This is a genomic window from Prochlorococcus marinus str. MIT 0912 (assembly GCF_027359595.1).
Classification (GTDB): domain Bacteria; phylum Cyanobacteriota; class Cyanobacteriia; order PCC-6307; family Cyanobiaceae; genus Prochlorococcus_B; species Prochlorococcus_B marinus_C.
Map to the genome: position 1 here is coordinate 595,616 of NZ_CP114783.1, position 18,770 is coordinate 614,385.

General features: G+C 34.5%; 35 protein-coding genes and 1 tRNA gene. 19 read left to right on the forward strand and 17 right to left on the reverse strand.

The features are described from left to right. Positions 1-98: 98 nt before the first annotated feature. The 3 genes from O5640_RS03760 to O5640_RS03770 are packed head-to-tail and all read left to right on the forward strand — an operon-like array spanning position 99 to position 2,464. Positions 99-1,907, forward strand: coding sequence for a GmrSD restriction endonuclease domain-containing protein (locus O5640_RS03760; protein ID WP_269613305.1), 1,809 nt, complete (start codon positions 99-101; stop codon positions 1,905-1,907). Continuing rightward, complete coding sequence (locus O5640_RS03765) at positions 1,907-2,110, forward strand: hypothetical protein (RefSeq protein ID WP_269613306.1); 204 nt, start codon at positions 1,907-1,909, stop codon at positions 2,108-2,110. The genes O5640_RS03760 and O5640_RS03765 overlap by 1 nt, the downstream gene beginning before the upstream one ends. Positions 2,111-2,131: 21 nt before the next feature. Next, positions 2,132-2,464, forward strand: a complete 333-nt coding sequence (locus O5640_RS03770; protein ID WP_269613307.1) for a hypothetical protein — start codon at positions 2,132-2,134, stop codon at positions 2,462-2,464. A gap of 83 nt (positions 2,465-2,547) precedes the next feature. Here the strand turns inward: O5640_RS03770 and O5640_RS03775 are convergent, their stop codons facing one another. Then, a complete protein-coding gene (locus tag O5640_RS03775; protein ID WP_269613308.1) occupies positions 2,548-2,769 on the reverse strand; it encodes a carbonic anhydrase in 222 nt (73 codons plus the stop codon). 245 nt (positions 2,770-3,014) lie between these two features. Between O5640_RS03775 and O5640_RS03780 the strand changes: the two genes are divergently transcribed. Then, positions 3,015-3,212: a hypothetical protein gene (locus O5640_RS03780; protein WP_269613310.1), complete on the forward strand. Its 198-nt coding sequence runs from the start codon at positions 3,015-3,017 to the stop codon at positions 3,210-3,212. Positions 3,213-3,216: 4 nt separating this feature from the next. On the opposite strand, the gene O5640_RS03785 is transcribed toward O5640_RS03780, so the two are convergent. From O5640_RS03785 to O5640_RS03795, 3 genes are all read right to left on the reverse strand, one after another. After that, complete coding sequence (locus O5640_RS03785; protein WP_269613311.1) at positions 3,217-3,456, reverse strand: hypothetical protein; 240 nt, start codon at positions 3,454-3,456, stop codon at positions 3,217-3,219. An 84-nt stretch (positions 3,457-3,540) separates the two neighbouring features. Continuing rightward, positions 3,541-3,798: a hypothetical protein gene (locus O5640_RS03790; RefSeq protein WP_269613312.1), complete on the reverse strand. Its 258-nt coding sequence runs from the start codon at positions 3,796-3,798 to the stop codon at positions 3,541-3,543. 255 nt (positions 3,799-4,053) lie between these two features. Then, positions 4,054-4,236 (reverse strand): hypothetical protein, encoded by a 183-nt coding sequence (locus tag O5640_RS03795; protein ID WP_269613313.1) that lies wholly within the window; start codon positions 4,234-4,236, stop codon positions 4,054-4,056. A gap of 214 nt (positions 4,237-4,450) precedes the next feature. On the opposite strand from O5640_RS03795, the gene O5640_RS03800 reads away from it, so the two are divergent. Next, on the forward strand, positions 4,451-4,609 hold the full coding sequence (locus O5640_RS03800; protein ID WP_269613314.1) for a hypothetical protein: 159 nt from the start codon (positions 4,451-4,453) through the stop codon (positions 4,607-4,609). A gap of 162 nt (positions 4,610-4,771) precedes the next feature. Continuing rightward, positions 4,772-4,906: a helix-turn-helix domain-containing protein gene (locus O5640_RS10840; protein ID WP_420063694.1), complete on the forward strand. Its 135-nt coding sequence runs from the start codon at positions 4,772-4,774 to the stop codon at positions 4,904-4,906. On the opposite strand, the gene O5640_RS03805 is transcribed toward O5640_RS10840, so the two are convergent. From O5640_RS03805 to O5640_RS03830, 6 genes are all read right to left on the reverse strand, one after another. Then, on the reverse strand, positions 4,903-5,487 hold the full coding sequence (locus O5640_RS03805) for a GIY-YIG nuclease family protein (protein ID WP_269613316.1): 585 nt from the start codon (positions 5,485-5,487) through the stop codon (positions 4,903-4,905). The genes O5640_RS10840 and O5640_RS03805 overlap by 4 nt on opposite strands. Then, a complete protein-coding gene (locus O5640_RS03810) occupies positions 5,487-5,906 on the reverse strand; it encodes a hypothetical protein (RefSeq protein WP_269613317.1) in 420 nt (139 codons plus the stop codon). Before O5640_RS03810 ends, O5640_RS03805 begins: the two co-directional genes overlap by 1 nt. 256 nt (positions 5,907-6,162) lie before the next feature. Further along, complete coding sequence (locus O5640_RS03815) at positions 6,163-6,288, reverse strand: chlorophyll a/b-binding protein (RefSeq protein ID WP_269613318.1); 126 nt, start codon at positions 6,286-6,288, stop codon at positions 6,163-6,165. Continuing rightward, positions 6,288-6,434, reverse strand: a complete 147-nt coding sequence (locus O5640_RS03820; protein WP_269604620.1) for a high light inducible protein — start codon at positions 6,432-6,434, stop codon at positions 6,288-6,290. The genes O5640_RS03815 and O5640_RS03820 overlap by 1 nt, the downstream gene beginning before the upstream one ends. Beyond that, on the reverse strand, positions 6,434-6,553 hold the full coding sequence (locus O5640_RS03825; protein WP_011294968.1) for a high light inducible protein: 120 nt from the start codon (positions 6,551-6,553) through the stop codon (positions 6,434-6,436). Before O5640_RS03825 ends, O5640_RS03820 begins: the two co-directional genes overlap by 1 nt. 33 nt (positions 6,554-6,586) lie before the next feature. Further along, on the reverse strand, positions 6,587-6,802 hold the full coding sequence (locus O5640_RS03830) for a high light inducible protein (RefSeq protein WP_269613231.1): 216 nt from the start codon (positions 6,800-6,802) through the stop codon (positions 6,587-6,589). 401 nt (positions 6,803-7,203) lie between these two features. On the opposite strand from O5640_RS03830, the gene O5640_RS03835 reads away from it, so the two are divergent. Further along, positions 7,204-7,368 carry a hypothetical protein gene (locus O5640_RS03835; protein WP_156095753.1) on the forward strand — a complete coding sequence of 55 codons (165 nt, stop codon included), beginning with the start codon at positions 7,204-7,206 and terminating at the stop codon, positions 7,366-7,368. Between the two features lie 293 nt (positions 7,369-7,661). Continuing rightward, positions 7,662-7,838 carry a hypothetical protein gene (locus O5640_RS03840; protein ID WP_269613319.1) on the forward strand — a complete coding sequence of 59 codons (177 nt, stop codon included), beginning with the start codon at positions 7,662-7,664 and terminating at the stop codon, positions 7,836-7,838. Positions 7,839-7,928: 90 nt separating this feature from the next. Here the strand turns inward: O5640_RS03840 and O5640_RS03845 are convergent, their stop codons facing one another. After that, positions 7,929-8,081, reverse strand: coding sequence for a hypothetical protein (locus O5640_RS03845; RefSeq protein ID WP_269613320.1), 153 nt, complete (start codon positions 8,079-8,081; stop codon positions 7,929-7,931). Between the two features lie 483 nt (positions 8,082-8,564). Between O5640_RS03845 and psbA the strand changes: the two genes are divergently transcribed. After that, positions 8,565-9,647, forward strand: coding sequence for a photosystem II q(b) protein (gene psbA, locus O5640_RS03850; protein WP_011294225.1), 1,083 nt, complete (start codon positions 8,565-8,567; stop codon positions 9,645-9,647). A 367-nt stretch (positions 9,648-10,014) separates the two neighbouring features. Continuing rightward, positions 10,015-10,296, forward strand: a complete 282-nt coding sequence (locus O5640_RS03855; RefSeq protein WP_269613321.1) for a hypothetical protein — start codon at positions 10,015-10,017, stop codon at positions 10,294-10,296. A gap of 65 nt (positions 10,297-10,361) precedes the next feature. Here the strand turns inward: O5640_RS03855 and O5640_RS03860 are convergent, their stop codons facing one another. After that, positions 10,362-10,586: a hypothetical protein gene (locus O5640_RS03860; RefSeq protein WP_269613322.1), complete on the reverse strand. Its 225-nt coding sequence runs from the start codon at positions 10,584-10,586 to the stop codon at positions 10,362-10,364. A 168-nt stretch (positions 10,587-10,754) separates the two neighbouring features. After that, the gene (locus O5640_RS03865; RefSeq protein WP_269613323.1) at positions 10,755-10,922 is read right to left on the reverse strand and encodes a hypothetical protein; all 168 of its coding nucleotides are present in this window, start codon (positions 10,920-10,922) and stop codon (positions 10,755-10,757) included. Positions 10,923-11,133: 211 nt separating this feature from the next. Between O5640_RS03865 and O5640_RS03870 the strand changes: the two genes are divergently transcribed. Next, a complete protein-coding gene (locus tag O5640_RS03870; protein WP_269613324.1) occupies positions 11,134-11,334 on the forward strand; it encodes a hypothetical protein in 201 nt (66 codons plus the stop codon). A 214-nt stretch (positions 11,335-11,548) separates the two neighbouring features. Here O5640_RS03870 and O5640_RS03875 read toward each other — a convergent pair whose 3' ends face one another. Together O5640_RS03875 and O5640_RS03880 are read right to left on the reverse strand one after the other, a co-directional pair. Then, on the reverse strand, positions 11,549-11,701 hold the full coding sequence (locus O5640_RS03875; protein WP_269613325.1) for a hypothetical protein: 153 nt from the start codon (positions 11,699-11,701) through the stop codon (positions 11,549-11,551). After that, entirely contained in the window at positions 11,701-11,880 is a 180-nt protein-coding gene (locus O5640_RS03880) for a hypothetical protein (RefSeq protein ID WP_269613327.1), read from the reverse strand. The genes O5640_RS03875 and O5640_RS03880 overlap by 1 nt, the downstream gene beginning before the upstream one ends. 162 nt (positions 11,881-12,042) lie before the next feature. On the opposite strand from O5640_RS03880, the gene O5640_RS03885 reads away from it, so the two are divergent. Continuing rightward, positions 12,043-12,348, forward strand: a complete 306-nt coding sequence (locus tag O5640_RS03885; protein WP_038655309.1) for a DUF3303 domain-containing protein — start codon at positions 12,043-12,045, stop codon at positions 12,346-12,348. 73 nt (positions 12,349-12,421) lie between these two features. Here O5640_RS03885 and O5640_RS03890 read toward each other — a convergent pair whose 3' ends face one another. Both O5640_RS03890 and O5640_RS03895 read right to left on the reverse strand, forming a co-directional pair. Beyond that, positions 12,422-12,559 (reverse strand): hypothetical protein, encoded by a 138-nt coding sequence (locus O5640_RS03890; RefSeq protein WP_269613329.1) that lies wholly within the window; start codon positions 12,557-12,559, stop codon positions 12,422-12,424. A gap of 275 nt (positions 12,560-12,834) precedes the next feature. Further along, positions 12,835-12,908 (reverse strand) — tRNA-Pro (locus O5640_RS03895). 649 nt (positions 12,909-13,557) lie between these two features. Here O5640_RS03895 and O5640_RS03900 point away from each other — a divergent pair. From O5640_RS03900 to O5640_RS03930, 7 genes are all read left to right on the forward strand, one after another. Then, a complete protein-coding gene (locus O5640_RS03900) occupies positions 13,558-13,728 on the forward strand; it encodes a hypothetical protein (RefSeq protein WP_269613330.1) in 171 nt (56 codons plus the stop codon). Positions 13,729-14,590: 862 nt separating this feature from the next. Further along, positions 14,591-14,989, forward strand: a complete 399-nt coding sequence (locus O5640_RS03905; RefSeq protein ID WP_269613331.1) for a hypothetical protein — start codon at positions 14,591-14,593, stop codon at positions 14,987-14,989. A 507-nt stretch (positions 14,990-15,496) separates the two neighbouring features. Further along, positions 15,497-15,997 (forward strand): hypothetical protein, encoded by a 501-nt coding sequence (locus tag O5640_RS03910; RefSeq protein WP_269613333.1) that lies wholly within the window; start codon positions 15,497-15,499, stop codon positions 15,995-15,997. A 360-nt stretch (positions 15,998-16,357) separates the two neighbouring features. After that, positions 16,358-16,648 (forward strand): hypothetical protein, encoded by a 291-nt coding sequence (locus O5640_RS03915; protein WP_269613335.1) that lies wholly within the window; start codon positions 16,358-16,360, stop codon positions 16,646-16,648. Positions 16,649-17,605: 957 nt separating this feature from the next. Continuing rightward, positions 17,606-17,776 (forward strand): hypothetical protein, encoded by a 171-nt coding sequence (locus O5640_RS03920; protein WP_269613336.1) that lies wholly within the window; start codon positions 17,606-17,608, stop codon positions 17,774-17,776. A gap of 156 nt (positions 17,777-17,932) precedes the next feature. Continuing rightward, positions 17,933-18,241 (forward strand): hypothetical protein, encoded by a 309-nt coding sequence (locus O5640_RS03925; protein ID WP_269613337.1) that lies wholly within the window; start codon positions 17,933-17,935, stop codon positions 18,239-18,241. Between the two features lie 270 nt (positions 18,242-18,511). Continuing rightward, entirely contained in the window at positions 18,512-18,757 is a 246-nt protein-coding gene (locus tag O5640_RS03930; RefSeq protein WP_269613338.1) for a hypothetical protein, read from the forward strand. The last annotated feature ends 13 nt before the right edge of the window (positions 18,758-18,770 follow it).

The following is an 18,770-nucleotide window of genomic DNA, read 5'->3' on the forward strand; positions in this document are numbered from 1 at the left end:
TAAAAAGTAATTTCAATAGAACTTGAATTAACGATCATCAACAAAGTGAACTATTAGAATAAAAATTAATCAGTCATTCGACTTCATTCAAGTTTCATTTGTCTAGTCAACGTTATTCAGTTACTCCCCATCCGATAGATACTCTTCTTACATGGGTCAAGAGTGGTGAGATTGCTATACCTGAAATTCAAAGACCTTTTGTTTGGGATTCGACGAAAGTTCGAAATTTAATGGACTCTCTTTACAGAGGGTTCCCTGTCGGATACCTAATTGCTTGGAGGAACCCAACTGTCAAATTAAAAGATGGATCCACTTCTGCTGGTAAAAGGATTCTTATAGATGGTCAACAAAGAGTTACAGCTTTAATGGCTGCTTTGCTTGGACAAAAAGTCATAAACAAAAACTATTCAAGCATTCGTATCAAAATCGCATTTAACCCTTTAGCTGTTGACGACGAAAAAATATTTGAAGTTAGCAACCCAGCGATCCTAAAGAGTTCAGAATGGGTCCCAGATATTTCTAGTTTGTTTGATTCTGATAATGATTTATTAGACGTTATTGAAGAATATATGGAACGGAATCCAACAGCAGATAGAAAGACTGTTGGTAAATCAATTCAAAAATTACTAAAAATTTTAAATAATCAAGTTGGATTAATTGAACTGGCAGAAGACCTTGATATAGAGACTGTGACTGAGATTTTTATAAGAGTTAACTCTGCTGGAGCAGAACTTTCACAGGCTGACTTTGCGATGTCAAAGATTGCAGTTAATGAAAGTTATGGCGGTAATACTCTGCGCAAAGCTATTGAATATTTTTGCAATCTAGCTGTCGCACCAGAGTGTTATTCGCAGATAAGTGAAAACGATAAAGTCTTTGCAAGTACTCCCTTTTTTCAAAAGATGTCATGGCTAAAGGATGTCAACGATGACATCTATGACCCGACTTATACAGACATGCTTAGGGTTGCATTTACTTCAGAGTTTGGGAGAGGGAAACTTCAAGATCTTGTTGCATTACTATCAGGAAGGAATTTCGAAACACGTCAATACGAAGAAGAGATCGCTGCAGAATCATTCCAAAAACTTGAGCAAGGTGTCTACAACTTCATTAATAAAACTCATTTCGATCGATTAACGATGATTCTGCGCTCAGCAGGATTCATTACTAGTGACCTTATACGCAGTAGAAATGCAGTTAACTTCGCTTACATTTTTTATCTAGTCGGTCGTCGTCAAAAGGTCCCAGCCGATGACCTTGAGAAATTAGTAAGACGCTGGTTTGCGATGTCAATCCTTAAAGGACGTTATTCAGGAAGTCCAGAGAGTCGATTTGATCAAGATATTCGACAAATCAATGAGCAAGGATTGACGGCTTTTGCTGAAACTATTTTAGAGACTGAATTCCCTGACACCTACTGGACAGCAATGCTTCCACAATCTATGGATACATCCTCTTCTAATAGTCCTTACTTTATTGCTTATCAAGCAGCACAAGTTAAAGCAGGAGATCAAGGATTTTTATCATCACACATTACCGTTAGTAGCTTGATGCAGAATCAAGGAGATAAGCATCATTTCTTTCCAAGAAAACATCTACAAAGACTTGGTTATCAACGTGGTAAATACAATCAAATTGCAAATTTTGTAATTACTCAAACTGAAATTAATATTGCTATTTCCGACAAGGCTCCTGAGGTCTACATTTCCGAGGTTCTGAATCAATGCAAAGGAGGTCCTAAACGATATGGAGGCATTACAGACCAATCAGAGCTTGAAAGAAATCTAGAAATGAATTGCATTCCGCTTTCAATACTCAATACTCCAGATTTAAATTATGAGAGTTTTTTAGATGAACGGCGTAAATTAATTGCTTTAAAGATTAAGAAATGGATTGGGTCTCTTTAATGAGTGAAATAGAGGAACACCTACTGATATATAAATCCAAGGAGTTTGAGAGCTTAAGCTTTTCGGAGTTAAAAGAGTTCCGTAAATTTGCGCTTTGGAATAAGGAGCCAAAGCTTGCTATGACGATTTTCGAAAGAATGAAAAGCCTAGTTACAACAGGAGAAGTAACAGAAGAAGAAATACTAGGAGCAGCTTATCTCTAACAATGAAATTTTCTTTATCGCGTGAAGATTAAATTAATTCCTAACGAGAATCTTGATTTAGAAAAGATTCCTAATCCAGAAGATAAATCCTCTGATTATCAAGAGACATGGATGGGATTTGCACTAACAATGAATGCTTATGAGGTATGTGGCGACTCTGAAACTGCTTTTGAGACAAGAAGTAAAGTATTAAAGGATCCGCTTAATGCTTCTTTAACAGAACTTCGCTGCGCTTTATTTGTTTTACAGCGTCATCATCGTTGGAACTCACCTTACTCTGACCCTGAAGATAAAAGAGTAATTGAACTACTCAAATTAATTAGAGCAAAAGTTAAAAAGGGAGAACTGGAATAATAGAAGTTCATGAAAGCAAAAGGAACATCTAGAGGCTAGAGATAACAGACCTACAGAATCATTTTTCCTACTCCCCCCCCCCTTTAACACTGTGGGATTTCAGATTCCTCTTCATTTCGTTTCACAGAAGGATTTTGATAGCAGCGTTTTTCAATGATCGGGAGTATTCCTTCTTCTAGTTCCTGGATTAACTCTTCTCTAAAGCTCTCTAAATTCTCAAGTGTTGGGTGTTCATAGCCAGCTTCTTGTGAATCCCAAAAGAGAGCAAGGATTGTTCTATGAAAGATAGGATGACGTAGTGACATGCTTGGAACACTTCTTAACTACGTTCTAACGCTTTTCTTGGGTCCTTACTCGCGAATCGTTCAAGGGGATATTCGACGCTCGAATTTTAAGTAGGTATAACCTTTTCAAGTTGGGACAGTTAACTAAAAACTGAATATTTTATCACGAAATAACAAGTCATACCAGCAATTAAGACTAATTAAGCTCACACCACATCCAATCAACCATGAACCCCATTTGCACCTTTGCTGAGGCCGCTAAGATCTTGGGCTACAAGTCCAGGAGCACCTTGTATCGCTTAAAAAGGGATGGCTGGCTTGATGACTACCTAGTCAATGTTAATGGTAAAGATATGCTCAAATTTCATCCAAGAGGAAAACAAAAACTGTCTGATCACATCATGGGAATTATTCAATGGCGACCAAGTAACCCGATTCGAGAGCAAAACTTTGAGAAATTTTAATTAACTATTGATTTTTTGTTTCATCCCAACGACTTTCATCTTCCGACAAAGTTTTTCCATCTATATCACCTCCTAGAAAAGAATAACCAAAGCCTCCTTTAGGTATTACAGATTCATCCGTAAAATCTTTATTATCAATTTTCATCCGCCTTTTATTTTTGGCATTCCCACCAACTCTGATTCCACCAGCAACATCTTTTAGGTCATCAGTAGAGAGTTCTTGATTTAGTTCTTCTTCTGACATGAGATTCGTCTCTAAACTTTCTGCTTTCTAGCAGTGGTTATTGGTGTTTTCTAAGGAAGGTAAAAGCTTGAAATATCTGACGGATCATTTTTTAGTTTCATCACCTTTACCTTCTCTTTTTTTCTTTAATCTCCAGGCCTCTTTAGTTGGATCCTCAAATTGACTATCACCCATACCAACTTTCATAGGATTGAAAGAATAGCCTGCACCTGGCTTTTCACCTTTACCATGACCTTTTTTAGCCCAAGTAGAATTGTCAAATTGGGAGGGGTCAAAGCCTGCTCCAGCAACATCTTTTAGATCATCAGTTGATAGCTCTTGATTTAGTTCTTCTTCTGACATTAGATGTTTCCTATATGGTCTTTACTTTTTAGCGGTGGTTATTGTTGCTGTCTGAGGAAAGTAAAAATTGTAGACACTTTAGTTAACCATTTCAGTTGTTTTGGTTTTCGCTTGATTCAGCCATAATCGATCTTATATCAGCTTATTTCAAGACTTAGAGACACAGGTGTCCCTATCTTTTAAAGCTTAACGCTAAAGAATTATCGAGCCTTCGGATGACCCACAATCAACTCTATGGAAAGAACCTTTGATTGGCTACTTTTGGTCATTGTTGATGTCAAACTTAGCTTGAGTATCTAGGTCCTCTAATCCTTTCTTTACTGAAGTCCCTGAACCAATTTCAAGAAGCTGTTCGGCATTTATCTTTGTCTTTGCTCCACCAGCAACATCTTTGAGTTCATCAGTAGAGAGTTCTTGATTTAGTTCTTCTTCTGACATTAGATGTTTCCTATATGGTCTTTACTTTGTAGCAGTGGTCATTATTGCTGTCTGAGGAAGGTAAAAGCTTGAAATATCACTTGTGACCAACCTCACAGGACTAGCTGAACCAGATCAATACCTCAGTCATTGATTGGAGAGATAGTAAGTACATGGACACGGACCCACCGACACCTCCGTCCTATTGCTCTAAACCTTTCTTCTTTTAATAGCCATGAAAAACACTGAACTCACTCTTGATCAACTAGCTGACGTAAACGGTGGAAGCATGCATCAAGGGGCTATGAACTCTTTAACTAGTAGAGGTTTTATTGTTGGTCCAATAGCTCGTAGAGGTTTATTGCGCACAGTCGGCGATGCCGCAGAGAGATAATGCATCATCCTTCCGGCCCTTTCGTGGAGCAACTAATTTACTAGCGCAAGAACAACAACCTTAAATCTATTGTTTGGTAGAAGATCTATAAAAATATTGTTTTAAAGGAGTCTAAAAAGGCTCCTTTTTACTTCTCTAATTGATTTATTTTTGCTAACAGTAATGCTGATTATCTGGGCATTAGACACTAAGAAAACCAGAATTAACAGGTATAGAAGTTACGGCTGGACTTGGAAAAAGATTGCTGATATTTATGGGGTAAGTCCAACTACTGCTAGGCGGTGGTCTATGGCTTAAGCAAATGGGCTAGTCCAAGTATCAGCAAGTAGTAGCAACTGAACTATTGCTATTACAGAAGTTAGAAAGAAGCCTTTAATTACATCCGACTTCCCCTCCTCCTCTTCCTTGGAGAAAAATGATGCTATCCCCAGAAAAAAGAATATTGCTGCGCAAAATAGGCTCCAAGCAACTGCTGGCCATTCGTAAACAGATTTCCAATCTCCAGAATTAAATAAGTCAAAAAAACCACCAATAAAAAATATCGGTCCCCAAAGAATTGCTAATGAAGTGCATAAAAGAATTGTTATGTCTGTTTCATCTGTAGAAGTGACAAAATTTGCTGAAGTAACAAAGTTACCTTTTAAAGAATATTTGCAGTCTTTTATCTGAGAGGGAGTAAGTCGAAAATATTCAGTCTGGGGTATTCGTACATCTTTATATTTTTTGTGTAAGTCTTTTTCTAATTGCTCATAATCGTCTGTTGCTAACGTCGAAATAATTTCATCTGGCTTAAGAGCCTTCATACGTTGCTGAAGATTTTGAGTGATACCGATCTTATAAAGATCCTTATTTCTTATCAGGTAAACGAATCCGCTCATTAGAAATAATTCCGATAAGGCTTGCCATCACTATTAGTTTCTTTTGTGTATGTACCACCTCTAGGCCCGTAATGGATCTCGGGAGTAGTTGGACATTGCCCCATTAGTCGTTCATCTTCTTCTTTTTCTAATCTCTCTCTTTTTTCCTTATCTTCTTTAATTTTTCGTGCGTCTGGATAATTTTTTATTTTGTCTTTCCAATATTGCTGGTATTCCTCTTTTTGAAATTCCCAAGATTTACGACGATAGGCAAACTCCTCCTCTGACTCTCCTTCTTTTTGAATTGGATTTACCTTGAAAAGTTCGTACGCTTCTCGTGTCTCTTGCCAATTCTCCTCCTCTTCTTTTTCTACAATTTCGGGAGGATCTGAATTTACTGGTTCCTCCTCCCACCTTGAAAGCCAATTAGAGTTTGCCATTTATAAGCTGATCCATTCTTCCATTATGCCTAAGTCCGTTAAATCAAGTTAACTTCCCTTATTCCATCTAACTTTTGGGTTCAGCTTTGGGTTCAACCAAAAATTGGCATTAAAAAAGACAGGCTGGGAAACCTGTCTCTGACTGATCGGGGCGACAGGATTCGAACCTGCGACCTAGTGCACCCAAAGCAATAAAAAAAGCCTCTTCCGTAATGACAGAGAAGAGACCTTTTTTCTTAGATTTTAAAAATCAGAGTTAAACAATTCCTGGAATGATCCAGCCTGTTATTCCGTAGTTAATCACAGCTGCAAAGAAGCCCATCATCGCAAGACGGCCGTTCATTTGCTCGGCTGTTTTCCAGTAGTTATTTGTTTTATCCATTACACGAAACCTGGAATGATTTGGCCTGTTGTTGCATAAGCACCGACTAGAGCAATGCATCCAAACAAAGCTGCATAGCCGTTAAGTCTTTCTGCAGTTACCTTTTCAGGATCGATGTTTCTGTTGTTGTTGTTTTGAGTAGTCATTAAACGACACCTGGGATAAGTTGACCGGTTGTGAGGTAGATACCTGTTAGAAGAACGAATGCCATCATGGCTGGTCTGCCGATGCTTCTTTCTAGAATTGTTTTGTTAGATGGTTGCATTGTTTTAGTAGTTACTTATTAGTAGTTATTGGTTTAGAAAATTCCAGGAATGATTTGACCAGTTGAGAAGTATGAAACCAAAAGACTGACCATTCCGATCATTGCCCAACGGCCATTTGTCTTTTCTGCTTCTTCTGGGTAGCTGGTGTAGTCCTCTACAAGCTGAGGCTGTGTTTCACGGCCAAAGATGTTTTGCTTGCCGTACTCAGTTATTACCTGAGAAGAAGCAGTACTGGAAGAAGTTGTCATTACTGGAATTGCGTTGATGTGAATAAATGTAAAGTATGAGTTTTCTAAATGAAAGATACGGTCGGGTACGGCTTCTTCTAATACTTAAGAGCTCTTAATCTCAAACACTAAATACAACAACTAATTAGAGAGATATTGATCCAATGATTAGATCTATTGATAACCCTCATAAGTATAAATAGCCCGAACTGGTTAGCCCTACTTCTACCGTCCCACTCCAATTGAGAGCATCCATTTATATTTCACTCATCTTTTTAAAAACCAACCAGAACCAACTTTTAGTCATGCTTGCAATCAACAAAACTACTGCTGCGAAACTAATCGTTCTCTGGAATCTTCCAGCACTTCTTTTATTGGTTGGTGCTTATGAAGTTGTTACTACCGTATTTGCTTAACTAACAATGACATCATCTGATAACAGCCCAAAGAATTGGTCCGAGTGGAACAACACAAAGCATTTTACTGATTATTCAAGAGATTCAGGTACAGGCAAATTTGTTCGCTTTACCATTGCTGCCTTACTCTTCGTTCCTGTTGGCTTTCTTGCTTACATGACTACTATCTAGGCAAAAAATGCAGCCGGCAAGTATTGATCTAATACTATTTGGACTTTTTTTATAGGTTTACACGTCTGGTGGATTGTTCCAATTACAAGAAAGAGCAACGAGTGTTACAAATACATTTTTAATCTGCAATAAGAAAGGAATCAACTTGAAAAAATATATAGAAGATAAATACTTAATATCAAATAAATTCAATAAGGATAAAAATAAAATAAGTAAAACTAATCCCGTATTAATCCCTATTTTTTTTTCATTAAGATAGGAGTAAAAAACAATATTCATAAGTAGGATTATTTATGTCTTGCGGAAAACCGTTAAAACATGCACAAGAAAAAGCAAAGCCAATAACTAGTAATTTCAATTCATTTCCTTTCGAGAAAGAGGGAATAGTATCTTTTTACCAAGATCCATTTAATTCTATCGATTGCAAAAATGATGGCCTGCAACTTGGCAAGGCTAAGCCGATTGATTAGATCATAATAATTCTTGATTTGCATAATCTAATTTAAAAGTAAATACCTACAACTAGCTAAGCATGCAAGAAATATTTTTTATAACCATTACTAATTCTCATTCTTGAGATGAACTTCAACACATCTTGTTGTACATTCAACCCCCTCATCATCAAGTGAGCAAGCCGTCACACAGGCGAAGTACAATTCAATTGCATCTCTTTCTTCTATGCTTTGACTATTATCGGAAGAACTAGAAGACATATCTCACCTCATGCATAGAACTTACAACTATTTAGCACCAATGTTCGTCTTATTTGCACTTCACTACTTTATATAAATACCTATTTTATACATCCAATTGAATATTGATTACTTGCTAATTTTAAAATCTAACCAAGTAAATAAAGCTGTGTGGTTATAAAAAGAAAAAAGTAACACTAGAAATCAATACTTAATCCAAAGTTAATAGAAAATCTCCTATTATTCTCGAAGTATTAGATACTTCATACAAAAATGATAAGGATGACTAATATAGGTGAATCTTATCAATTAGCTCAAGAAAAGAAAAATCAATGATTGGATAAGAGGGTTTTATTCATACCAATAGATTTACTAATTGCTATTGGCAAAATTCTGGTGAGTTTACCCATCCTAGATATCTGATTTAGAAGCTAAATTCCGTCTGTCAGATTTTTTCTGATCTTTCTTATTGCTCTCCCGAGCAAATACTTAACGCTCTTATTCATGACCACCATTCAGCAGCAGCGTTCTTCGTTGCTCAAAGGTTGGCCACAATTCTGCGAGTGGGTTACTTCCACTAACAACCGTATTTATGTCGGTTGGTTCGGTGTATTGATGATCCCTTGCCTTCTTGCGGCAACAACTTGTTTCATCGTTGCTTTTATCGCTGCTCCTCCAGTTGATATCGACGGTATCCGTGAGCCAGTAGCTGGTTCATTCATGTATGGAAACAACATCATTTCTGGTGCTGTTGTTCCTTCAAGTAACGCTATCGGCCTTCACTTCTACCCAATCTGGGAAGCAGCAACTCTTGATGAGTGGCTATATAACGGCGGCCCTTACCAGCTTGTAATCTTCCACTTCCTTATTGGTATCTCTGCATACATGGGACGTCAGTGGGAGCTTTCATACCGTTTAGGTATGCGCCCATGGATCTGTGTTGCTTACTCAGCTCCTGTATCAGCAGCTTTCGCTGTATTCCTTGTTTACCCATTCGGTCAGGGTTCATTCTCTGATGGTATGCCTCTAGGAATCTCTGGAACATTCAACTTCATGTTCGTTTTCCAGGCTGAGCACAACATCTTGATGCACCCATTCCATATGGCTGGTGTAGCAGGTATGTTCGGTGGTGCTTTGTTCTCTGCAATGCACGGTTCTTTGGTTACTTCATCACTTATCCGTGAGACCACAGGACTTGATTCACAGAACTACGGTTACAAGTTTGGACAAGAAGAAGAGACATACAACATCGTTGCAGCTCATGGCTACTTCGGTCGTTTGATCTTCCAATATGCAAGCTTCAACAACAGCCGCAGCCTTCACTTCTTCTTGGCTTCATGGCCAGTGATTTGTGTTTGGTTGACATCTATGGGCATCTGCACCATGGCGTTCAACTTGAACGGCTTTAACTTCAACCAGTCTGTAGTTGATACTTCAGGCAAGGTTGTACCAACCTGGGGTGACGTACTTAACCGTGCAAACCTTGGTATGGAAGTAATGCACGAGCGTAATGCTCACAACTTCCCACTTGACCTAGCAGCTGCTGAGTCTACTTCTGTAGCTCTTGTTGCACCTGCAATCGGTTAAGTCTTTAACTTGATTTTTTTAAAGCCCTCTTTTAGAGGGCTTTTTTTTGTCTTTTTAAAAATGATGTAAAAGAAGCAACTAATTATATCGCTTCAATTAATTCAGTTAAATAGAAATAACTCATAGATTAGACCTTTAGGCTTAGATAGATATAGCAGTGAAATTTGATAATGATTCAATCGTTTTAAACAAAGAATAATACTAGAAAGAGATTAAACATAAGTATCAATTCATGATTAAAATAAAGGCCAATTAGAAAGATCAAAACTATACTTTTACGTGTTATCACTACATGGATTCATAGTAAAACCCTATAGACATTTTCATAATATTGTTTGAGAATAATTCAGATGATAAATTTGTTTAAATGAGTTTAGAAGCTAATGATCTACAAACAATTGTTAGTAATTACAGGGCTATGGATATCGAAGAATTAAAAAAAAATATAATCGACTTGGAAGAAAAGAGTGATTGCTCTCTCCAACTCAGCAAACTTGATTTTGCAATAAATGAACTTGAACTTAAATACAAAGAGAGAGAAGAACAAATAGACTTACTAACTAAATCTCTTGCCTCTTCATCAAGAATCGATAGATGGATTTCTAGTTTTAAAGCAGTTATCAACCAATTTGTAGACATTAAAAATTAAAAGCTAGATATATTTGAGTGGAGTTGATAAAAGGACTGAAATTGTTGAAATCAGGCCTACTACTTTTATGTACTAGTCTTTTTCCTGAAAATCAACGTATGCATTTGTCTGTAAAGGGTTACTGAATGTACTGAGTGACTAAATAACTTCATCCCCTTCTCCGCATCTAATTGATTAATTACAGATGTAATTAATTCTTCTGCTCTTCTTATTTCCTTATTTTGTTGCTCAATTTGCATCGTAGTCAAAGGCAATCCCTCAACTGCAGCAGAAAAATCTGTTGGAACCATTTTGGTTTCATACCTATATTTAGACATTAAAAAAGGGGGACTAATGTCCCCAAGATAAATAAATCGACTGTCAACCGAGCTTTTAGTCTATAAGAATGAAAAGCCTAAGAACGTCAAAGACAATGATGAGAAAATCAAAAGCAGTTCAGTAAATTTCATTTAAACCTCCTAAAGGACTACTCTTCTAGGCCGTGGGAAGGATTCAGGCTTAGAACAAAAACCATACGTTAGGCACTCCAACTCTTTATCGTCCCTGATCTTCCACAAATAAGGTGAATCGAACATTTCAACCATAATATTTTTAAGCATATGGTTGAAGGGGTTTCCGCAGGTCATAACTAAACCTCCTAAAGATCCATAATTCATTTCTACTCCCGAAGCTATTAAAAATCTATATGGAGACCACTAAAGTATTTACTATTGTCGTTGCTGATTGCAGTCGAAGTTAAAAGGGGGGAAACTCAGCACAGCCCTTAAAAAAAGAATGATCTATTAAAGTCACAGTAAGAAAAAGCATCTTTTATTATCTTGCTTTTACTAGATCAGAATGGGTGAAGCAAAAAGAAGAAGAGAACTTGGTTTACCTCCAAAAGCCAAAAAAGAAAAGGGAACAAGAACTAACGAAAGTCAGTTCTCATGGTCACAATTTTCGATTAACAAATTAAAGAGTCAATACCCGGCTGCACCCTTTGTAACCACTGCTTTGTTTTTATTAGTTTTACAGTGGGGTTTCTCGCTCAATAGCTGATCATATAAATGGAATTCTTTGATAAGTTCGAAATTATTGGTGGCATCGTTCCAAATCTGATTGCTTTTAGCTTGTTTCTTTGAGCGATTGGATATTTTGCTTTAACTGGGAAAATGGCTGAGATGCTTGGGATTAGAAAACGACCCAAATTAGATTAGTCCTCCACCGTTTGACCGCCGATTGTTATCAAAAACACAGGAATGAAATAACTTAGTTAATCCTTATTTTCAAATTCATCTTCTTTCTGGATTTTAATTTCAACTCTCATATTCATTCCTAAAAAAACAATGATGACTCCTATTACCGGAAGCCAAAGGCCAAATTGTTTTGATTCAGCTGCTGCTTGATTAAAAATATCAGGAGTCATTATTGATTAACACTCCATTTATCTTGATAAGGAAGTTGGTAATCCTCTTTATTCATAGGAATCCAACTCCAATCAACGCAAATGGTTATTTGATAACCAATTACATATAAAGCAAGCATTGCATTGAATAAATTTATGTGTTGAACGGGAGCATCCATACTTATCACTAAAAATTTCACTAAATATTCTCATAGAAAATAAGAATATAGTTGACGGAAAATACTACACAAATTTATCCGTCGGAAGGCTACCTCAAAAGTTACTTGATGTTAATTGGAAGACTTTTTGCATCTTTCCAATCGATTTTCGATAAAAATCAAATTCAAATATATTTTTCTTCAATGGCTCTTTTTAAACTTGACTGGGCATTTCCAACTCAGGAATCATCATTTGCAGGAGGAGAAAAATTTCTTGAATATCTTGAAGCTGGTGGCCCAGCTGACGAAACTGAAGGTTTTAAAATTCTTTGGCGTGTGACTAACCCACTTAATGGAACAGGTAGCTTCGTCGCTGAAGCTACTGATATCAGCAAGATGTGGGAGCACGCTGCTCCTTGGATTAAAGGTTTTGGATGTATGTGCGAAGTAGAGGCTGTGTTCTCAGACGAGCAATTTGTTACTACTGCAAAAAAAATCTACGCATCTTAAGTAATTGACTTATCTATAGTTCAAATCATTTTTAGATGAATACTCAGGACTGACTTAGCTCAGTCCTTTTCTTTTAATTAGCCATCATATAAAAAAGAAATCCTGCAAGAATGGTGAGCTTGGCACCAATGCCATAAGCAATTATCTTTCCAAATCTTGAGCCTCTGGAATAATCAGACCAATGATTATCAGCCTTATCACTTGAAGTCATTTCTAATTAGAGAAAAGGTTTAGCGAGAAAAGGAAGTTGCTATGCAGTACACCTTCCTTAACTCTCATTGGATCAATGCTCACTGATAACCAATGTTCAAGGAACATAACTAGAAATTCATTATTCCTCTAGGCCGGTTCAGGTAGGGCTAACCAGCAAAGAGAGGTCAAAACCATTGCTACTAAAGACAAGTAACTACTCGGGAGATCCCGCTGAGATCCCAGTCTCATTTACCCATTAAAAAAAGACAGGCTGGGAAACCTGTCTCTGACTGATCGGGGCGACAGGATTCGAACCTGCGACCTAGTGCTCCCAAAGCACCCGCGCTACCAAGCTGCGCCACGCCCCGCAACTCTTTAATATTAAAGCTTCAAAGGTGCTTAATTACGTGGAATACAAAAATATTTCCAAATCCACCCTTAAGGACAACACCAATCAAGCTATTTGTATGCTTATAAATTGATCTTAAAAAACTAGACCAAATTTCTCAGTCAAAGAGAAAGTAAACTAAAATTTATTAATGAAATTAACTCTTGGTTAAACTAAGTACCAGTTAATGCCTGAATATAATTAGAAAGCACAGCTTACAAATTATTTACAGAGAAAAATTCAGTAATAAAGGGAAATTTCTAATTTTTAAATTTGATCAATTGCATAAATTACTATTGATCCTTGTAATTTAAAGCATAAAAATCACTGAATTTTAACTGCAAGTATTTAATGGTAAATCTTGATCTATATAATCAAAAAATTCATGAAATAATCTAAAGCTTAGTCATATATACAAAAAAAAGCTTGACTAGCAACCATAAAACTTCTCTACTCTAGAAGTCATAAAGTACTAATCATCATTAAAAGGTAATAATACAACCAACAAGGAAAGTAATGTCCTTTTTTTTTATTTAAAAGCTAAAGCGGAGGGAAACAACATTTATCAGCAGTATTAGTTGATAAACTCGTGGGAATTCTTTCAAAAGGCTAAGATAAATCTATTTACATTGAGTCCTTTGACCCCTCATCTAGATCACCCCTTTTTAATATTGATTTGGCACTTAATTGTTGGGTACCTTCTTACTGTTAGTTGTGACTGGAACTGGATTCCACTGACTAAGGAGGAGAAGAAGAGAGGTCCATCTTTAGATCAAATTAGAGGTAGAATATTTGGCTGAAAGCCAAACAATAGAGAAACTAATTCTAAAGCGATATGAATTAACTCAAGAAAATTTAATGTTTTACTGGAAGATGATAAACAAAGCTAATCAATCATCATTTAATGCCAAATTACTTACACCTATATCAAGTCCAAATCAATAGAAATCATAAAAATACGGTTTGTCCCCTCAAAATAAGTCGCAACAAAGAAGATTATCTTTTAAGTTTCTCTTTTACCTGCGAGTACAAGGTCAAATGGCTCAACGAATTAACGTTGCATTAAATTCTATCCCCTCAGGTTGCAGAGACCTATTTGAATTTATTTTCTTTTGCGCCGTTGGATTTACCGCAGGGAGCTTAGGTTTAATTTAAAAAATATATTTTTTGTATCAATAGTAGTTCCTAGCCTCATTATGGCTTACGGACAAATCACTAATAATAATTAAAATCTAATGAAGACATGATGCGAATGAAAAAAATCTATATATTTTTCCTTACTTAATCAACTAAAAAATAAAATTATTTGTATCTGACTTTCATTCGATCTAAGGTTATTGATATTTATTCTTATTATTTATCACCTTATATAATATAAGGTGATAAATAATAAGAATAAATAGCTAGTGACTAAAAGATTCCAAAAATGTTATTTATAATAGATGAAGAGCAAAAGAAACGTTTATTTCAATTGCTCTATCAATAAGCGCAGTAAAGGCAGTTTTTTTATTTGATTTCAAACTGTCTTCTTTCTAAAATTTCATAGGAAAATTTAATAGACCCCTAAAAAAGAATTAAAAAATAATATATAAATCTTCCAAGTTGTCTTCGCAGAAAAGGAAAAAATCTTTCATAATTCAAATACACACATCTAAATATTCAGTGAAACTGATACCAAATTTTGCTGAGTTACTACATGAGATCAAATTACCAGTTCCCGAAAAATGCTTTTTTATTGAAGCTGGTGATGAAAAGTACATCAACAAATGGATAAGAGATGGTGAAATAACATGTGATTTGGAAAAACTCTTTGATTGGATCAACGTCGAGTACAAACTCAAGAAAAAAGATTTAAATCAAGAGGAAAGACGACTTGCTGAAGAAGTAAAAAAGAGATTTCCTGTAGACCAATGGCGTGTTATAAAAATTTTTAGCGATCATCAAAAAAAGTATCGATACTACAAAAAGGCAATTGAAGATGTAAAAAGAAGGACCACTCCTCGAATGAACGGACAAGCAATTATGACCATCTTCAGCCCAGGCTGGGGTATAAATACTTAGTATGGTATAATTACCTATAACAAATCAAGGATTTAAAAAGACATGATTGAAAAGTATCCATTGCTTCCTTTCCTTATTTTTGCGGGAGCACTAGTCAGCACAGCTACAATTGGATTACCTGTATTTGCTGGATGATTTAAACAAAATCAAAAAAAAACTGCGTTTAATTATTTGTCTCTTTCAACTATAGAAACAAATTATATATATAATTTTTTATCGTTTGAGATTAATATTAATATATTTAATAAATCCAAGTATATATTTTGATATTATTTATCTAAAATTGAAGACCAAAAATTAAATAAAAAATAAGAAGAATATAAAAATATTCCCAAGTAAAGCCAGTTAAGCCAGGCTGGTCTCTTATTACCTGTAGTCATTAACATTAATAAATATGTCCTAACTATATTATACTTATTAAATATAAGGTTTGACTCTATGCTTCTAAAGCTTTAACTTAATTCCAAAAGTTAAAAACCAAAAGTAATTACATAATAGGAGGTATTTATGAAAAAGCGATATAAGTTTCTACAAAAGCATATGAATGAATTCATCAAAACATACAAAAGTTTACGAGGGAAAATATGGTCATTAAATTTTCCGGTTTTTCTTTTCGATAGAGATTGGTTCAAGCTCAAAAAAATTACCCTTTATGATTTAGCAAAAGAACTTCAGCCAGACAACTCTCAAGAAGCTCCTGAAATAATTCAATATCAACAATTACTCAAGGAAGGACACGATCATTTACTTGCAATTCAAGAATGCTGGAACGAATTCGGAATTGAAGATTTCCATCGATCTCTTAGAAATTCTTCCGAATGGAAATCCAAAGGAAACAACGGATGGACATTTAAAAAATACGCTGAACTTTTAATTGGATATAGAAAAATCATTGAAAGCAATGAAGTTCGAATACCAATTATTGTTTTAGCAAGAAACCCAAATGAAGATCATCAACTTGAATGGATATGCGAAGAATTCATTTCAGAACTAACATTCGCAGAATAAAAATCTTCATAAAAGCTAGTTCAAGCAATAGTTAAATCGTCAGATCTTGTTCCCCACTCAGTATCTTCCAAAAGATCAGAGTAGCAAGAGGCATTTACCAAATTATACTTTTGAAATTTCCAATCAGAATCTTCGAGGTAATCTGAATACTCAAATGTTTTGGCAAGAAGGGAGAATTCCTTACTAAAAGGGCACATAGAGATTATGTATTTTTTCAATCATTCACACTAATAAGGTTAAAAGCAACTAAACATTATAATTCCTAAATATTTAGAGAGAAGAATTGATCACAAAAGTAAGAAATGACTTCTATTGAAAATCTGTTATAGGATCTAAATAATAAAAGCTTTTTAGACAAGAATGGGGAACATCAAAAAGGAAAATGAAGGAGAATTTGATTTCAACAAGCTTCCTGAAGGTGCTTATTTCTTTTCAGGTCAAGAGGGATTTGTAAAAGTTGAAGTAGATAAAGATGGTAATCAATCTTGGGATCTACAAAATTGGTTTGCCTCTTTAGATCCAGACAGAGATGAAGTGCAGCATCAAAAAACAATTCAAGATATTAAAAGAAGACTAAATGCAGATACTGGAATGATTAAACCGCCTAAAAAACAAGTTAAGAAAAGTTTTTTAAACCCTTTTAAGAAATAATAAACGTTAATGTTATTTAAATAATAGAAATATTCGGTTTAATGCTAGTCCAATTAAAAAATATCTTAGTAACGTGCACCAAGCATATAAATAGACACATTCATAATCTGACTTTGAGAGCTCCTCTCCTTTTTGTTTCAATAAAAGATTAAATCTATAATTTGAATTATTTTTAATAATAAGAGCTGCACATAATGCTAAAGATAGAAACATATTAGTATTCACTAAAAAAATAAAGGCAATAATAAAAGAAATATTTGCAATAAAGTCAATTGCTGGAATAAATGTAGCAGGCAAAACAAGTAAATTAGATAATATATATATAACTTTGCTATGATTTAGCCAAGATAACATTTTCTAATATAAATATATATATTTATATTTAGCAAATAATTAAGGTGATGGCAATTTATATGTCAAAATTAATAAAAGAAAAAAATCAATAAACTAAAAAACTAGCCTGTTAAAAAGGCAAAACAAACCTCTTACAGAGGTAATTAAAAATGGCCTGATATATTATTATATATTTTTTTTGCATATATCATCCAAAGCCTTGAAAGAAGTTATTATTAATGAAAAAGAACTAATAAAATGAAAATATTTCTGCTTCTTTCTATACTTCTTTTAACAATTTTTTTTGTATTAAAAAAAGTTTTATATTCTGCTAAAAGAAATCTTTTCAAAGATCAAGCGGCGTGGTCTAACAAAGATATAAAAATAAACTATAGCAAATCAAAAGACACTACAGAATTAAAGAAAAATCATAACTATCTAAAAATAATTGCTGACGAATCAAAATTGTATTTAGAGAATGAATATAGGGAAGTGGAAGAGTGACAACAATTAACTTATCATAAAAAAATAAACCAGAAAGTATTTAATCGAATAAAAATGAACTATCAATTATTTTTCATTAATAATATGTATTTTCTTTCAGTAAAGAATATTTTACTTGATATGACTATAAACAATCCTATTTTCATTTTTGTAGTTATAATAGTTATTTGGTTTATTCCAGGAATTTTAGTTAGAAGGATTAATGAATTAAAACGTATAAAGCAACAGAAAAAAAATCAAGCAGAAGCTATAAAAAAATTATATCCAAATTCCAATGATCCCTCTAATTAACCTATTGCATTAATTTGATTTATTAAATCTAACCATATTATATATAAACATATCGATTATATTCATAATTTTCTAACCACTCAACACTGTTACTTAAATATAAAAAATAAGTCATCAAATAAATATCTGTAGTATTAGAAGTATTATTTAGATATAATGAGTAAATCTAACAAAAGAGAGAATCTGTTGATGATGATAAGGAAGCTAGGACAATATGGGGGCTACTTACTTAGTGGAATATTAATAGCATGGCTAATAAATCCAATAGCAGCCCTAGCTTTTCTTGAGATTTTTTTTAAGATGACGTTATTAATATTAATTCCCGTCTCTGGAGCTTATCTTCTAGACAAGATTATCCTTTTAAAACATCAAAAGGCATGGAATATAATTCTTCCTACATGGATAATAGTAAGTATATATTTTAGTTTCAGACTGGTTAAATTAATAGAAAGCCTTATTGATTAAATATTTACAGCATTCATAGATATGATTTAGGAATAATATATGTAGAATAATTTATTTATTTATTAATAGTAATTAAACGGGAAATAAAATAGTTTCAGATAACTCCTAGGAAACTTACAATTCCGAAACTATGTTTAAAAAAGCTAGGAGTAGCTCCTAATCTTATGCATTTAAAAAATCCGTAGCATTTCTAGAAGTTAAAATATTCTGCCTTGTCGAAAGAATTTATGCTTTATGGATAATGATTAATACAGTAAAAATATGAACAACATGACGCTTCCTTTTCTTACTGCAATATTTTTCCCTGATTACGGTTACCAGGGGATCCCTTGGGATTTGTACTTACTCCATTTTTTCTTCTTTGCCATTGTAATTCCATTTCATGTAATTATTTTTGCTGCTCGAAGTGCTCAGACCGTCAAGCCAAACGGAGTCAAGGACTGGTTAAAATGGGAATCCAAGGCAACTAAAGACGAATTAACTTCAATGTTTCCAAACAATTTCCCTACCGCTTAACTCTTTAAAAAAC